The 15,866-nt window shown below is 74.3% G+C and carries 9 protein-coding genes and 2 pseudogenes; 7 read left to right on the top strand and 4 right to left on the bottom strand.

Annotation, left to right across the window (positions count from 1 at the left end; all coding sequences use genetic code 11):
• Together ACSNOD_RS17610 and ACSNOD_RS17615 are read right to left on the bottom strand one after the other, a co-directional pair.
• Window positions 1-297, bottom strand: a pseudogene (locus ACSNOD_RS17610) (hypothetical protein); the annotation flags it as partial.
• 262 nt (window positions 298-559) lie between these two features.
• Window positions 560-1,663: a LacI family DNA-binding transcriptional regulator gene (locus tag ACSNOD_RS17615; RefSeq protein ID WP_436767905.1), complete on the bottom strand. Its 1,104-nt coding sequence runs from the start codon at window positions 1,661-1,663 to the stop codon at window positions 560-562.
• Between the two features lie 418 nt (window positions 1,664-2,081).
• Here ACSNOD_RS17615 and hisC point away from each other — a divergent pair, with 418 nt between their 5' ends.
• From hisC to ACSNOD_RS17645, 6 genes are all read left to right on the top strand, one after another.
• Entirely contained in the window at window positions 2,082-3,167 is a 1,086-nt protein-coding gene (gene hisC / locus ACSNOD_RS17620; RefSeq protein ID WP_436767906.1) for a histidinol-phosphate transaminase, read from the top strand.
• Window positions 3,168-3,439: 272 nt separating this feature from the next.
• A complete protein-coding gene (locus ACSNOD_RS17625; protein WP_436767907.1) occupies window positions 3,440-4,948 on the top strand; it encodes a cytochrome ubiquinol oxidase subunit I in 1,509 nt (502 codons plus the stop codon).
• Between the two features lie 27 nt (window positions 4,949-4,975).
• Window positions 4,976-6,025: a cytochrome d ubiquinol oxidase subunit II gene (gene cydB, locus ACSNOD_RS17630; RefSeq protein WP_436767908.1), complete on the top strand. Its 1,050-nt coding sequence runs from the start codon at window positions 4,976-4,978 to the stop codon at window positions 6,023-6,025.
• A gap of 82 nt (window positions 6,026-6,107) precedes the next feature.
• Complete coding sequence (gene cydD / locus ACSNOD_RS17635) at window positions 6,108-9,917, top strand: thiol reductant ABC exporter subunit CydD (RefSeq protein WP_436767909.1); 3,810 nt, start codon at window positions 6,108-6,110, stop codon at window positions 9,915-9,917.
• A gap of 238 nt (window positions 9,918-10,155) precedes the next feature.
• A complete protein-coding gene (locus ACSNOD_RS17640) occupies window positions 10,156-11,868 on the top strand; it encodes a GAF domain-containing sensor histidine kinase (RefSeq protein WP_436767910.1) in 1,713 nt (570 codons plus the stop codon).
• Window positions 11,869-12,047: 179 nt separating this feature from the next.
• Window positions 12,048-13,583 carry a peptidoglycan DD-metalloendopeptidase family protein gene (locus ACSNOD_RS17645; RefSeq protein ID WP_436767911.1) on the top strand — a complete coding sequence of 512 codons (1,536 nt, stop codon included), beginning with the start codon at window positions 12,048-12,050 and terminating at the stop codon, window positions 13,581-13,583.
• On the opposite strand, the gene ACSNOD_RS17650 is transcribed toward ACSNOD_RS17645, so the two are convergent.
• Entirely contained in the window at window positions 13,546-14,424 is an 879-nt protein-coding gene (locus ACSNOD_RS17650) for a Cof-type HAD-IIB family hydrolase (protein ID WP_436767912.1), read from the bottom strand. The genes ACSNOD_RS17645 and ACSNOD_RS17650 overlap by 38 nt on opposite strands.
• A gap of 256 nt (window positions 14,425-14,680) precedes the next feature.
• Between ACSNOD_RS17650 and ACSNOD_RS17655 the strand changes: the two genes are divergently transcribed.
• Window positions 14,681-15,586, top strand: a complete 906-nt coding sequence (locus ACSNOD_RS17655) for an LLM class flavin-dependent oxidoreductase (protein ID WP_436767913.1) — start codon at window positions 14,681-14,683, stop codon at window positions 15,584-15,586.
• Window positions 15,587-15,602: 16 nt separating this feature from the next.
• On the opposite strand, the pseudogene ACSNOD_RS17660 reads toward ACSNOD_RS17655, so the two are convergent.
• Window positions 15,603-15,866: pseudogene (locus ACSNOD_RS17660) on the bottom strand (hypothetical protein); the annotation flags it as partial.

Consider the following 15,866-nt stretch of genomic DNA (forward strand, 5'->3'; position numbering starts at 1 on the left):
AGAGACAGGGGCCGTGGGCGCGCCGGGCGCCTCAGGGGCCTCGGTGGGCGCGCCGGCGTAGGGCTCCGCGCCGAAGGGGGGCGCGGGCGGGTACGGCTCCGCCCCGTACGGCGGCTGGGCCGGCTGCTGCGGTGACTGGGGCGGCTGCACCGGCTGGGCCTGGGCGTGGACGTGCGTGCCCTGGTGGTGCTGCGTCGGCTGGGCGGGATGCGGGGGCTGAGCGATGTGCGGGGGCTGCGCGACCTGCTCGGATTGCTGCTGCTGGGGGTACGGCGCGTACGCGGGTACGCGCGGCATGTCCGCCGTGGTTCGTACCTCGGGTCCCTGACCGGCCCCCTGAGTCATCGACCCCTCCACCATCGCGCCGCCGTGCACCTGATGGACCTGCCTGGTCGGCGGCGGCCCGCGGTGTCGTCCGCCCATCATAGGAATGCCGGTCGCGGGTTGTGACGCACCAGGGGCCGTCAATCCGAGCGGAGCCGACGATCACCGGGCCTTTCTCCCGAATTTCCCCGATTGCGCCGCCCCCCGTCAAGGGGGGGCGGCGGCACGCGGGCGGTCAGGAGGGCTCCGCGGGGGAGCGCGGCGCGCTCACGGTGGTGCGCGGCGGACGGCGCTGCGAGGAGGTGCGCACGATCAGCTCGGTGGGTATCACCTGCTCCACCGGCCGTCCGGTGTCCAAGCCCTCGATCGCGTCGATCAGCAGCTGGACCACGGCGGTCCCGATCCGCCGGGGCTTGAGGGACAGCGTGGTGATGGGCGGCTCGGTGGTGGCGTAGACGGTCGACTCGCTGCAGCACACCAGCAGCAGGTCGTCGGGGACGCGGAGCCCGTACCGCCGGGCGGCGGCGAGCAGATCGGTGCCGTTGGGGTCGAAGAGCCCGTACACGGCGTCCGGGCGGTCGGGCCGGGCCAGCAGCCGGTCCGCGGCCACCGCCCCGGCGCAGGGGTCGTGGGCGGGGTACTGCTCGTACACCGGGTCCTGGCCGACCCGCTCGCACCAGCTGAGATACGCGGTGGTGGAGAGCCGGGTGTAGGTGTCGGTGGAGGTGCCGGTCAGCAGGCCGATCCGGCGGGCGCCGGCGTCGGCCAGGTGATCGAGCAGCCCCAGGACGGCGGCCTCGTGGTCGTTGTCCACCCAGGCCGTGACCGGCAGGCTGCCGGCCGGGCGGCCGTCGGACACCACCGGCAGGCCCTGGCGGACCAGCTCGGTGACGACCGGGTCGTGGTCGGAGGGGTCGATGACCACGGTGCCGTCGAGGGCGACGTTGGACCAGACGTCGTGACGGGACGTGGCCGGGAGGATGACCAGCGCGTAGCCGCGGGCCAGGGCGGCGGAGGTGGCGGCGCGGGCCATCTCGGCGAAGTAGGCGAATTCGGTGAAGGTGAAAGGTTCATCCCCGTAGGTCGTCACGGTCAGGCCGATGAGGCCCGATCTGCCGGTACGGAGCGTGCGGGCCGCGGCGGAGGGGCGGTAGCCCAACCGGTCTGCGACCTCGCGGACATGGCGGCGGGTGGCGTCGGGGAGCCGGCCCTTGCCGTTGAGTGCGTCGGAGACAGTCGTGATCGAGACACCGGCGGCGGCGGCCACGTCCCGGATGCCCGCCCGCCCCAGCCGGCGGCCGGTCGACCGGCTCACCTGGTGCTTCCCTGCTGCTGTCATGGCGAGCCGATAGTAGGGCTCGGATGGTCCAATCGCGGGGGGTGGCGATTCCCTGTTGACAGGCACGATTCTGCAAGTGGGAGAGGGCTCAACTGCCTTGGAAACAAAGGCGCTTGGTTGGGCGCGATAGAATCGGACCCGCGCCGGAAGGGCGCTGCCGGGCGATTGGCTCGCGTGTCGCGGCGGCCTCAAGTCACCTTCACGAGTGATGCGCGCCAGGGAGCGAGCCACCGGCGCGCGGTATTTCGGTGGGTGCGCCCCTCGACGGCGGCGCGAGCGGGCACGAGCGGGCGCGGGCCGGTGTCAGAGGGCCGGCGCCGAACGGAAAAGAGGGGCAGCTTTTGGCGCGCCCATGCTCATAAGGTGGGCCCACCTGAAGTGGACGTACGTGGACCGGAACGGTCGAGGAGGACCCGCGGTGACTGACAGGACCCCCAAGCTGCGCCCCGCCCTGGAGAGCATTCCGACGTACAAGCCGGGCCGGCCCGCCGCCACCGGCGCCGATGCCCCCCGCGCCTACAAGCTGTCCTCCAACGAGAACCCGTACCCGCCGCTGCCGGGCGTCCTGGAGAGCGCGGTGTCCGCCGCGGCGTCCTTCAACCGCTACCCCGACATGGCCTGCTCGGGCCTGGTGGCCGAGCTGGCGGAGCACTTCGGCGTGCCCGCCGCGCACATCGCCACGGGCACGGGGTCCGTCGGCGTGGCCCAGCAGCTGATCCAGGCGACCTCCGGCCCCGGCGACGAGGTGATCTACGCCTGGCGGTCCTTCGAGGCGTACCCGATCATCACGCAGATCAGCGGCGCGCGGTCGGTGCAGGTGCCGCTGACCGAGGGGGACGTCCACGACCTGGACGCCATGGCGGCGGCGATCACCGACCGGACGCGGCTGATCTTCGTGTGCAACCCCAACAACCCGACCGGCACGGTCGTCCGCCGGGCGGAGCTGGAACGGTTCCTCGACCGCGTGCCCGCGGACGTACTGGTGGTGCTGGACGAGGCGTACCGCGAGTTCATCCGCGACCCCGAGGTGCCGGACGGGATCGAGCTCTACCGCGACCGCCCGAACGTCTGTGTGCTGCGGACCTTCTCCAAGGCGTACGGGCTGGCCGGGCTGCGGGTCGGCTTCGCGATCGCGCACGAGCCGGTCGCCGCGGCGCTGCGCAAGACCGCGGTGCCGTTCGGGGTGACCCAGCTCGCCCAGGACGCGGCGGTGGCGTCCCTGCGCAGCGAGGCGGCGCTGCTGGAGCGGGTGGAGTCGCTGGTGGCCGAGCGGGAACGGGTGGCGCGGGAGCTGGCCGGCCAGGGGTGGACCGTGCCGGAGTCGCAGGCGAACTTCGTCTGGCTGCGGCTGGGGGAGCGGACGACGGACTTCGCGGCGGCCTGTGAGCGGGCCGGGGTGTCGGTGCGGCCCTTCGCGGGGGAGGGCGTACGGATCACGATCGGCGAGCCGGAGGCGAACGAGGTGGCCCTGCGGGTGGCGGAGGAGTTCCGCAAGGAGCTCTGACAGCTCTGACAGCTCTGCTGGCCCTGCCGGCCCTGTCGGCTCTGACCGTTGCGCGCTGGCGCGCTGGGCCCGGTGGCCCGCCGGGCCCCGGCAGTGGTCCGAGGGGGTCCCCCGGCTTCGGGGGACCCCCTTGAGGTGTCCAAAACGCCGTGCGTCATAATTGCTTGTGAATGTGAACGCGTTCACAAGCGCTCCTATTTCTCCTGACTTGTCAGGGTTCCTCCGGGGGCGAACCTGCCGACGCGGACCACGCCGAAGTAAGGAGACACGACGTGGACATGGCTTTGGCACCCGAAACGCTCGCCCGATGGCAGTTCGGGATCACCACCGTCTACCACTTCCTCTTCGTCCCCCTGACGATCTCGCTCGCGGCCCTGGTCGCGGGCCTGGAGACCGCCTGGGTGCGGACCGGCAGGGAGACCTATCTCAGGGCCACCAAGTTCTGGGGCAAGCTCTTCCTGATCAACATCGCCATGGGTGTCGTGACCGGCATCGTGCAGGAGTTCCAGTTCGGCATGAACTGGTCGGACTACTCGCGCTTCGTCGGTGATGTCTTCGGCGCCCCGCTCGCCTTCGAAGCGCTGATCGCGTTCTTCTTCGAATCGACCTTCATTGGCCTGTGGATCTTCGGTTGGGACAAGCTCCCCAAGAAGATCCACTGTGCCTGCATGTGGATGGTCTCCCTTGGCACCATCCTCTCCTCGTACTTCATCCTCGCCGCGAACTCCTGGATGCAGCACCCGGTCGGCTACCGGATCAACCAGGTCACCGGGCGCGCCGAGCTCACCGACTTCTGGCACGTGCTCACCCAGGAGACGACCCTGGTGGTCGTCTTCCACACGCTGGCCGCCGCCTTCCTCACCGGTGGCGCGTTCGTCGCCGGCATCGCCGCCTACCACCTGGCCCGCAAGAAGCACATTCCGGTCATGCGCACCTCGCTCCGGCTGGGCCTGGTCACCCTGGTCATCGGCGGCATGCTCACCGCCGTCAGCGGCGACGAACTCGGCAAGGTCATGTTCCGGCAGCAGCCGATGAAGATGGCCGCGGCCGAGGCGCTGTGGGACAAGGAGGCGCCCGCCCCGTTCTCCGTCTTCGCCTACGGGGACGTCGACGAGGGCCACAACAAGGTCGCGATCGAGATCCCCGGCCTGCTGTCCTTCCTCGCCCACAACGACTTCTCCAGCGAGGTCCCGGGCATCAACGACGTCAACAAGGCCGAGCAGGAGAAGTACGGCGCCGGCGACTACCGCCCGAACATCCCCGTCGCCTACTGGGGCTTCCGCTGGATGATCGGGTTCGGCATGGCCTCGTTCACCCTCGGCCTCGCCGGGCTCTACCTCACCCGGCGCAAGCTCTGGCTCGCCCCGGAACTGCGCACCTTCGAGGACGAGGTGCCCCGGCTCGCCCTGACCAGGCGGCGCGAGCTCGGCCCGGCGCTCACCACCTGGTACTGGCGGCTCGCGGTGCTCACGCTCGCCTTCCCGCTGATCGCCAACTCCTGGGGCTGGATCTTCACCGAGATGGGCCGCCAGCCCTGGGCGGTCTACGGCGTGCTGCGGACCGCCGACGCGGTCTCGCCCAGCGTCTCCCAGACGGAGGTGCTCGTCTCGATGTCCGTCTTCACCGCCCTCTACGCCATCCTCGCCGTGATCGAGGTCAGGCTGCTCGTGAAGTACGTCAAGGCGGGCCCGCCCGAGCTGACCGACGCCGACCGCAACCCGCCCACCACGGTCGGCGGCCACGACCGGGACGCCGACCGTCCCATGGCCTTCTCGTACTGAGCGCCGTCAGGATCGGAAGTACAGCTCATGGAACTCCACGACCTCTGGTTCCTCGTCATCGCCTTCCTGTGGACCGGCTACTTCTTCCTGGAGGGCTTCGACTTCGGCGTCGGCGTGCTCACCAAGCTGCTCGCCCGGGATCGGGCCGAGCGGCGGGTGCTGATCAACACCATCGGGCCCGTCTGGGACGGCAACGAGGTGTGGCTGATCACCGCCGCCGGCGCCACCTTCGCCGCCTTCCCCGAGTGGTACGCCACCCTCTTCTCCGGCTTCTACCTGCCGTTCCTGGCCATCCTGGTCTGCCTCATCGTGCGCGGCGTCGGCTTCGAGTACCGGCACAAGCGGGCGGAGGAGCGCTGGCAGCGCAACTGGGAACACGCGATCTTCTGGACCTCGCTGATCCCCGCCGCGCTCTGGGGCGTGATCTTCGCCAATGTCTCGCGGGGCCTGCGGATCGACGCCAACCGGGAGTACGTGGGGACGCTCGCCGATCTGTTCGGCCCCTACGCGCTCCTCGGCGGGCTGCTGACCCTGACGCTGTTCACCTTCCACGGCGCCGTGTTCACCGGGCTCAAGACGCTCGGTGACATCCGGGTGCGCGCCCGGCGGCTCGCGGCCGGCCTGGGGCTGCTCACCCTGCTGCTGGCGATCGCCTTCCTCGGCTGGACGCAGTTCGCCCGCGGCGACGCGGCGAGCCTGGCCGCCATGGTGGTCGCGCTCGTGGCGCTGTCCGCCGCCGTGGCCCTCACCCTGGCCGACCGGGAGGGCTGGTCGTTCCTCTGCTCCGGGGTGGCCGTCGTCGCCGTGGTCGCCATGCTCTTCCTGACGCTCTTCCCGAACGTCATGCCGTCCTCGTTGGACCCGGACTGGAGCCTGACGGTCACCAACGCCTCCTCCACCCCGTACACGCTGCGGATCATGTCCTGGTGCGCGCTGGTGGCGACGCCGCTCGTGCTGCTCTACCAGGGGTGGACGTACTGGGTGTTCCGCAAGCGGATCGGCACCCAGCACCTCGCCGACGCGGCGCACGGGGAGACCGGCCCGCGTACCGCCGACCGGGCGACGGTGACCGGATGACCGGGATCGCGTCGCCGACCGGGCGACGGCGACTGGGTGACCGTCACCGTGCCGCCGACCGTGTGATGAGGGACTGTTTCACGTGAAACCTGTCGACCCGCGCCTGCTGCGCCATGCCCGTGCCACCCGTACCTTCCTGGTCGCGGCCGTGGTGCTCGGGCTGGCGGGCGCGGGCCTCGTCGTCGCCCAGGCGATGCTCATCGCCGAGGTGGTGGTCGGCGCCTTCCAGCGCGGCCAGGGGGGCGCGGCGCTGCGCACGCCGCTGCTGCTCCTCGCCGCGGTCTCCGTGGGCCGGGGGGCCGTCTCCTGGCTCACGGAGCTGGCCGCCCACCGGGCGAGCGCGGCGGTCAAGTCCGAGCTGCGCCTGCGGCTGCTCCAGCGGGCGGTGCGGCTCGGCCCGGGGTGGCTCAGCGGGCAGCGCACCGGTGAGCTCACCACGCTCGCCACCCGGGGCATCGACGCCCTGGACGACTACTTCGCCCGCTATCTGCCCCAGCTCGGCCTGGCGGTCGTCGTCCCGGCGGCGGTCCTGGCCCGCATCGTGACGGCCGACTGGGTGTCGGCGGCCGTCATCGTGGTCACCCTGCCGCTGATCCCGATCTTCATGGTGCTCATCGGCTGGGCCACCCAGGCTCGGATGGACCGCCAGTGGCGGCTGCTGGGCCGGCTGTCCGGGCACTTCCTCGACGTGGTGGCGGGGCTGCCGACCCTCAAGGTCTTCGGCCGGGCCCGCGCCCAGGCGGAGTCCATCCGGGCCATCACCGGCGAGTACCGCCGCGCCACCCTGCGCACCCTGCGGATCGCGTTCCTGTCCTCCTTCGCGCTGGAGCTCCTGGCCACGCTGTCGGTGGCCCTGGTCGCGGTCGGCATCGGCATGCGCCTCGTGCACGGCGACCTGGACCTGTACACCGGCCTGGTGGTGCTCGTCCTGGCGCCCGAGGCGTATCTGCCGCTGCGCCAGGTGGGCGCCCAGTACCACGCGGCGGCGGAGGGGCTCGCGGCCGCGGAGCAGGTCTTCGCCGTCCTGGAGACGGAGGTCGAGCGTGGCGGCGGCGCAGGCGTGGGTGGCGGCGTGGGCCGGGTGCCCGCGCCGGAGTCCGGTGGGTTGCGGCTGGAGGGCCTCGTCGTCCGCCATCCGGGGCGTACGGAGCCGTCGCTGCCGGCGACGTCACTGACCGTCGCGCCCGGCGAGACGGTCGCCGTCGTCGGGCCCAGCGGCGCCGGCAAGTCCACCCTGATCCACGCGGTGCTCGGCTTCGTCCGCCCGGAGCGGGGGCGGGTGCTGCTCGGCGAGCACGGGGACACGGACCTGGCGGCGGTCGACCGGGAGAGCTGGCACCGGCGGGTGGCGTGGCTGCCCCAGCGGCCGTGTCTGTTCGCCGGCACCGTCGCGGACAACGTCCGGCTGGCGCGGCCCGGGGCGGACGCGGCGGCCGTACGGGCGGCCCTGCGCGAGGCGGGCGCGCTGGAGTTCGTCGACGCGCTCCCCCAGGGCGCCGAGACGCCGCTCGGCGAGGGCGGCACCGGCCTCTCCGCCGGTCAGCGGCAGCGGATCGCGCTGGCCCGCGCCTTCCTGGCGGACCGGCCGGTGGTGCTCCTGGACGAGCCGACGGCCAACCTGGACGGCGCGACGGAGGAGGGGATCGTCGAGGCGATCGGGCGGCTGGCCCGGGGGCGCACGGTGCTGGTCGTCTCGCACCGGCCGGCGGTGCTGCGGGTGGCGGACCGGGTGATCGCGATCGGCCCGGGTGCGGCAGCGGGGGTGGCGTCGGAGGCGGTGCCGGGGGCGCGGGCTTCCGAGGGGCCGTGGGCGGTGTCGGACGCCTCGGCGGCGTCGGGGCCCCCGGCAGGCTCCGGGGCGGCGGGCTCCGGCCAGGCGCTCACGGGAGCCTCCGCCGGGAGCGGGAGCGGGAACGGACCCGGCGTGGCCGGTGTCGCGACGGATGCCGCCGGAGGCGTCGTCGGTAGCCGCACCCAGGCCGGCGCGAGCAGTACGGTCCCCGGCGGCACGGCTCGTACAGTCGGCACGGCGGCCGCTGACCGGAGTGGTGACGAGCTCCGGCCGGCCCTGGGCGGTGGCGGCACGAGGGAAGCCCTGCGCGATCCGCTGCGGCGGGTGCGCTCCGCCTGTCGGCCCCGCCGCCGGCGGCTCGCCCTCGCGCTGCTCCTGGCCACCCTCGCCCTGGCGAGCGGCACCGGCCTGATGGCGGTGTCGGGCTATCTGATCTCCCGCGCCTCCGAGCACCCGCCGGTGCTCTATCTGATGACCGCCGTCACGGCGACCCGGGCGTTCGGCATCGGCCGCGCCGTGTTCCGCTACGCCGAGCGCCTCGTCGCCCACGACGCCGTCTTCCGGATGCTCGCCGACCTCCGGGTGTCGGTCCACGCCCGGCTGGAGCGCCTGGCGCCGGCAGGACTGCGCACGGCCCGGCGGGGCGATCTGCTCTCCCGGCTGGTCGCCGACGTGGACTCGCTCCAGGACTACGTCCTGCGCTGGCTGCTGCCCGCCGGCGCCGCCGCCCTGGTCTCCTCGGTGGCCGTCGGCTTCACCGCGTGGCTGCTGCCCGAGGCGGGCGCCGTACTGGCGCTGGGCCTGCTGCTCGCCGGCGTGGGCGTGCCCCTGCTGTCGGGCGCCCTCGCGCGTCGGGCGGAGCGTCAGCTGGCCCCGGCCCGCGGGGCGTTGTCCACTCAGGTGGTCGATCTGCTGACCGGAACGGGCGAGTTGACCGTGGCGGGCGCCCTCCCGGCCCGTACGGAGCGGGTGCGGGCGGCCGATCGCGCGCTCACCCGGCTCGCGGCCCGCTCCGCCGGCGCGGCGGGCGCGGGCGCCGGCCTCTCCGCTCTGGTGTGCGGCCTGACGGTGGCGGCCTCCGCCTGGCTGGGCGTCCAGGCGGTGCACGACGGCCGGCTGGCCGGGGTGGCCCTGGCCGTGGTCGTGCTGACGCCGCTCGCCGCGTTCGAGGCGGTGACGGGACTGCCGCTGGCCGTCCAGTACCGTCAGCGCGCCCGGCGGGCCGCCGACCGGGTCCACGAGGTCCTGGACGCGCCCGAACCCGTACGGGAGCCGGCCGATCCCGCCGAGCCGCCCACGACGCCGTACCCGCTCGTGCTGCGGGCCCTCACCGCCCGCCACCCCGGGCAGCCGCCGACCGCGCCGCCCGCCCTCCGCGGGGTCGACCTCGATCTGCGGCCGGGCCGCAGGATCGCCGTCGTGGGCCCCTCCGGCTCGGGCAAGACCACCCTCGCGCAGATACTGCTGCGCTTCCTGGACCCCGAGACCGGGGAGTACACCCTGGCGGGTACGCCGGCCGGCGCGCTGGAGGGCGACGCCGTACGGCGGCTGGTGGGCCTCTGCGCCCAGGACGCCCATGTGTTCGACAGCTCGCTGCGGGAGAACCTGCGGCTGGCCCGGCCCGGGGCGGACGACGCGGAACTGCGCGCGGTGCTCGCCCGTACGCGCCTGCTGGACTGGGTCGAGACCCTCCCCGAGGGCCTGGACACCATGGTCGGCGAACACGGCGCCCGGCTCTCCGGAGGCCAGCGGCAGCGGTTGGCGCTGGCCCGCGCACTGCTGGCGGACTTCCCCGTGCTCGTCCTGGACGAGCCGGCCGAGCACCTCGACCTGGAGACCGCCGACGCCCTCACCGCCGATCTGCTCGCGGTGACCGAGGACCGTACGGCGGACGGCCGCGCCACCGTACTGATCACGCATCGGCTCGCCGGTCTCGAAACGGTGGACGAGGTGATCGTGCTGGAGGGCGGCCGGGCCGTGCAGCGCGGGACGTACGGGGAGCTGGCGGCGGAGGACGGACCGTTCCTGCGGATGCTGGAGCGGGAGAACGCCGCGGAGGCCCCGTACCGCCGACTTTCCCTGGCAAAAGGGACTTACTAGGCTCGGGATCATGTCAGCGACGAGCGCCTCGGGTGGCGGGCGGAACGCATCCGGTCCAGCGGTGCCCGGCCCCGGCGCCGGTCCGGGTTCCGAACCGGGCCGCGGCCGCGGCCCGGGCTCCGGCCCAGGCCCAGGTCCGGGTGCGAGTCCGAGTCCCGGCCCTGGCCCTGGCCCCGGGCCCGGGCCCGCCGGGGGCGACGCCACGGCCGGGCCGCCGCCGTTCCCCGGGCGGCACGCCGTGGGGTCCGCCGCCGCCGAGCAGGCGGCGCGCAGCCTCCAGGGGCTCCCGGAGGAGCTCGCCGCCCGGCTTCCGCAGCTGCTGGAGGCCATGGTGTCGGTCGGCACCGGCCTCGATCTGCACACGGCGCTCGACCGGATCGCGGAGACCGCCGCCCAGCTCACCGGCGCCCGCTACGCCGCCATCGGCGTGGTGAACGACGACGGCGACGGCCTCGCCGACTTCGTCGCGCACGGCATGCCCGACGACGTACGCGAGCGCATCGGCCGCCATCCCGACGGCCACCAGGGCATCCTCGGCGCGCTCGTGGAGACCCCCGCCCCGCTCCGGCTCGCCGACCTCGGCACCGATCCGCGCTCCGTCGGCTTTCCGCCGGACCACCCGCCGATGCGCACCTTCCTGGGCGTCCCCATCAGGGTCGCCGGGGAGGTCTTCGGCAATCTGTACCTCACCGAGAAGGAGGGCGGCGAGGAGTTCAGCGCCTATGACCTGCACATGGTGAAGGTGCTGGCCACCGAGGCGGGCATCCAGATCGGCAACGCCCGGCTGCACGAGGCGACCCGCCAGCGCGAGCGCTGGATCGACGGCGCCGCCGCCCTCACCACCGCGCTGCTCTCCGGTGGCGAGCACGGCGCGGGGGCCGACCGGGACGCCGCTCTCGCCGTCGTCGCCGAGCAGGGCCGCCGGCTCGCCGAGGCCGCCGCCGGAGTGGTGCTCCTGCCGCAGGAGGACGGCCGCGGGCTGGAGATCGTCCAGGTCGCCTCCGACCTTCCGCAGCCGCTGGAGGGACTGGGCGAGGTGATCGGCCCCAGCAGCCCGGTGTACGAGCAACTGCTCGCCGGGCAGCCCGTGTTCGTGGACGACTCGGCGAGCGACCCCAGGATGACGGCGTCCGTCTCGCAGCTCTACGGGCCGAGCATGATGCTGCCCCTCAAGAGCGGGGGGCGCGTGCTGGGCACGCTCGCGCTGCCGCGTCTGCGCGGTGCGCGCCGGTTCACGGAAACCGAACGCACGCTCGCCACCCGGTTCGCGGCCCAGGCGGCGCTCGCGCTCGTCCTGGCCGAGGCACAGCGCGACCGCGAGCGCCTGGTGGTGTACGAGGAGCGCGACCGGATCGCCCGCGATCTGCACGACCTCGTCATCCAGCGGCTGTTCGCCACCGGGATGATGCTGGAGAGCGCGCAGCGCACGGCCGGCGACCCGGCCGTCACCGAGCGGATCGGCAAGGCGGTCGACGAACTCGACGTGACGATCCAGGAGATCCGTACGGCCATCTTCGCCCTCCAGCAGGGCCCGCAGGAGGCGCCGTCAGGACTGCGGACGCGCATCGAACGCGAGATCAACATGGCGGCCGTGCCGCTGGGCTTCCGGCCGTCCTCGCGGTACGTGGGGGCGGTGGACGCCCGCGTCGGCGAGCTGACGGGCAAGAACCTCATCGCGGCGCTGCGGGAGGCGCTCTCCAACGCCTTCCGGCACGCGCGGGCGAGCCGGATCGAGGTCACCGTGGACGCGACCGTGACCCTGCCGGACGGGCGCGAGGGCGTCCGGCTGACCGTGGCGGACGACGGCGTCGGCATCCCGCCCGGCGGGCGCCGCAGCGGCCTGCGGAACCTGGCGAAGCGGGCGGAGGCGCTGGGCGGCTCCAGCGGCCACGGCGGCGGGCTGGGGGAGGACGGCAGCGGCACGACGCTCGTCTGGGAGGCGCCGCTCTGAGCGGGTGACGGGTCGCGGGTCGTGGCGCGGGTGACGGGTCGCGGGTCGCGGCGCGGGTGATGGGTTGCGGGGCGCGGGGCGCCCGGGCGGCGGTGGGAGCAACCCGTTCGGGCGTCCGACACCCTCGTGCCACGCCTGCCTTACCCGGAAACCTGTCCCCTCCGGGTGACCATCGGCTCATGCGATCACCGCATGGTTGTCAGCGACGCCACCGCCGCCCGGGGCCGGCCCTGCTGCCCCTGTCCCTGGCGGTCGTCCTGGTGCTGGGCGTCCAGGGGCCGGCCGCGGCCACGGACGGCTCCGGCGGTGGCGGACCGGAGGCGCTGGCCGGCCCGCAGCGGCTGGCAGGACTGAGCGCCGAGGTGTCCCGCCTCCATCAGGAGGCCGGGCGGGTCGCGCAGAACTATGAGCGGGTGCGCCGCTCCGCCCGTACTGAGCGAGCCCGCGTGCAACGGCTGGAGGCACTGCTGGACCGGGAGCGGCGGACGCTGGCGCGGGTCCGGACGGAGGCGGGCCGGCTGGCGCGCGCCCAGTACCGGTCCGGTGGCAGCCTCGCCTTCGCCGCCCGCACCCTGATCGGTCACGGCGGCCGCCATGGGGCACAGGGCCTGCGCGCCGCCCATCGGGTGGACCTGTCCGTCGTCCGTACGCTGCGGGAGGCGGACCGCGGCCGGGCCCGGCTGTCCGCGCAGGAGCGGGCGGCGGTCAGGGCCTGGGAGGACCTCGCCGAGCGCAACCGCCGGCTGGAGTGGACCAAGCGCGGCCTGGAGCGGGAGCTGACGGAGGCGCGCGACCGGCTCCAGCGGCACGCGGAGCGGGTCTCGGCGAGCGGACACTGCACGGGGCCGCAGGGCTCGCCGCTGGCCGTGCCGGGGCCCTCGTACGGGCCGCGGATGGCGTCCGGGCAGGGGCGGCAGGGGCAGGGGCGGATCTCGGTGGTCTCGGCGCCCGGACCGGATGGTTCGGTTCCACCGCCCGCGTCCGGGCCCGGGCCTGGGTCCGGGTCAGTGTCCGGGGCCGCCCCCTCGCCCGCGTCGTCGTCCTCGGCCTCTCCGCCGCCCTCGTCCTCGGGCGTGCCGGGGGCCTCGTCCCCGCCGGCGTCGGCTCCGGCGCCCTCGGGCTCGCCGGCGTCACCCGTGCCGGCCGCCAGGGGCACGGGCACGGGCATCTCTGGCGACTCGGGCACCTCGGGAGCTCCCGGCGGGCAGGACGCCACGGTCGGCTCCGGCGGGGCCGCGGGGCCCGCCGAGGTCCGGCTGCGGCGGGCGGGCCGGCGTTGGGTGCCGCCGGTCGAGTCGTACGTGCTGTCGGCCGGCTTCGCCAGCGCCGGTGCCCACTGGGCGCACCGCCACACGGGCCAGGACTTCGCCGTGCCCATCGGCACCCCCGTACGGGCCGTGGGCGCGGGCCGGGTCCACTCCATCACCTGCGGCGACGCCTTCGGCATCAGCCTGATCGTGGCGCACGGGGACGGCCACTACTCGCAGTACGCCCATCTGGCGTCGCTCTACGTCCGCGCCGGCCAGCCCGTGGCCGCCGGGCAGCGGATCGCGCTGTCCGGGGACACCGGCAACTCGACCGGGCCCCATCTGCACTTCGAGATCCGGCGCACGCCCGAGCTGGCGTCCGCCGTCGACCCCGTGGCCTGGCTGCGCGAGCGCGGGGTGCGGCTGACGGCTACGGCAGGTCCGCCCCCGCCAGAATCCGTTCGATGATCACCGCCACACCGTCGTCGTTGTTGCCGACGGTGTGACCGGATGTGGCCGTGAGCACGTCCGGGTGGGCGTTGGCCATCGCGTACGAGGTGCCGGCCCAGCTGAGCATCTCCAGGTCGTTGGGCATGTCCCCGAAGGCGGCCACCTCGGAGGGCCCGATGCCGCGCTCGGCGCAGCAGCGGGCGAGGGTGCTCGCCTTGCTGACGCCGAGACCGCTGATCTCCAGCAGGGCGGTGGGGCTGGAGCGGGTGATGGAACCGTGCACTCCGGCCGCCTCGCGGGCCGTGACCAGGAAGTCGTCGGGCGCGAGCGTGGGGTGGAAGGCCAGCAGCTTCAGGATGGGCTCGGCGGCGTTGGGCGCGTCGAGCGAGAGCAGCTCCTCGGCCGAGGCGATGGTGGCGACGGGGTCGAGCTGGAACGGCGGGTAGTCCGGTTCGTAGTGGATGCCGCCGGTCCGCTCGACGGCGAACGAGGTGCCGGGCACGGCGGTGCGCAGCGCGGCCACGACGGCGAGCGCCTCCTCGCGCTCCAGGGCGCGGACGTCGATGATCCGGCCGCCCTGGTGCAGGTCGACGACGGCCGCGCCGTTCGCGCAGATGGCCAGGCCGTGGCCGTGCACATGGTCGCTGACCACGTCCATCCAGCGGGCCGGGCGCCCGGTGACGAAGAAGACCTCGACGCCGGCCCGCTCCGCGGCGGCGAGAGCGTCGATCGTCCGCCGCGAGACCGTCTTGTCGTCCCGCAGCAGGGTGCCGTCCAGATCGGTGGCGATCAGCCGGATGGCTGCCGAGCGGATGGTTGACGGGGTCTGCGGCTCGGGCCGCTCCGTAGCTGAGGTCACCCGTCCATCCTCCCGCATATGCCGCACACTCGTGCGACGACGCCATAAGTGCCGGTTTCGAGCCGGGGGGATTACGCCGTTGCGCGCGGGAGCGCGTGGGAGGCCGCGGCGGCCCGGGCCTGGGGGGGACGGGTCCGGGGCCCGGCTGGGGACGCGGGCCGCAGGGTACGGACGCGGGGCCCGGCCGGGGCGCGGGTCGGGGCGCTGGCCTGGGGGTACGGGCTCGGGGCGCGGGGCAGCCGCATACGCTCGGCCCATGGCGACACCCCTGCGACTGAGCACGCTGATCCTTCCCATCACCCGCTGGCACGAGGGCGGTCAGCGGCCCTGGCGGCGCGCGGAGGAACTCGGACTCCACGCCGCGTACACCTACGACCACCTCTCGTGGCGGACGTTCCGCGACGGGCCCTGGTTCGGCGCCCTGCCGACGCTCTCCGCCGCCGCGGGGGTCACCGAGCGACTGCGCCTCGGCACGCTGGTGACCTCGCCGAACTTCCGCCACCCCGTCACCCTCGCCAAGGAGCTGATCGCCCTGGACGACATCAGCGGCGGGCGGGTCACGCTGGGGATCGGCGCGGGCGGCACGGGATTCGACGCCACCGCCCTCGGGCAGGAGCCCTGGTCCCCGCGGGAGCGGGCGGACCGGTTCGGGGAGTTCCTCCCCCTGCTCGACCGGCTGCTCGGCGAGGACGCCGTCAGCCACGAGGGCCGCTACTACTCGGCCGACGAGGTCCGCACCCTCCCCGGCTGCGTCCAGCGCCCCCGGCTGCCGTTCGCCGTCGCCGCGACCGGCCCACGCGGGATGCGGCTCGCCGCCCAGCACGGCCAGGCCTGGGTCACCACCGGCGATCCGAAGGTCTCCGCGACCGGCACCGCCGCCGAGTCGCTGGCGGCCGTCCGGGGGCAGGTGGAGCGCCTGGAAGCGGTCTGCTCCGAACTCGGCCGGGACGCCGCCGCCCTGGACAAGGTCCTGCTCACCGGGTTCACCCCCGATCGCCCCCTGGACTCCTTCGACGCCTTCGTCGACTTCGCGGGGGCGTACACGGAGCTCGGCTTCACCGAGATCGTCCTCCACTGGCCGACCCCGGACTCCGCCTTCGCGGCCGACGAGAAGGTCTTCGAGCGCATCGCTATGGAGGCCCCGGCCCAACTCGCCGGCTGACGCGCCACGGCCGCGATCAGGGCGGCTCCGGTGGGGCGGGGGCGGCCGTGGTGAGGTCGTCCATGCGGCGGGCCAGCACCTCGCGATCGGCCGCCGCGGCGATGAACGCCGGCGCGTTCACCGGGCCGACCAGCTCCCGCACCGCCCGGACCGTGTCGGCGGGCAGCGGCACGGGCACGGGCGCCCGGGCCGGCGTCGAGGTCGGCTCCTGGGCCAACGTCCGGGCCGGGGTGGGCGTCGGCGTCGGCGGGGGCTGCTGCCGAAGCCCGAACGGCGGGGC

Origin of the sequence: Streptomyces sp. URMC 123, assembly GCF_051386515.1 — a bacterium.
Taxonomy (GTDB): Bacteria; Actinomycetota; Actinomycetes; order Streptomycetales; family Streptomycetaceae; genus Streptomyces.

Excerpts from the sequence above, each read along its gene's own strand:
- ACSNOD_RS17615 (WP_436767905.1), bottom strand. The coding sequence starts at position 1,663 with ATGACAGCAGCAGGGAAGCACCAGGTGAGCCGGTCGACCGGCCGCCGG.
- cydB (WP_436767908.1), top strand. The coding sequence starts at position 4,976 with ATGGAACTCCACGACCTCTGGTTCCTCGTCATCGCCTTCCTGTGGACC.
- ACSNOD_RS17645 (WP_436767911.1), top strand. The coding sequence starts at position 12,048 with ATGCGATCACCGCATGGTTGTCAGCGACGCCACCGCCGCCCGGGGCCG.
- ACSNOD_RS17655 (WP_436767913.1), top strand. The coding sequence starts at position 14,681 with ATGGCGACACCCCTGCGACTGAGCACGCTGATCCTTCCCATCACCCGC.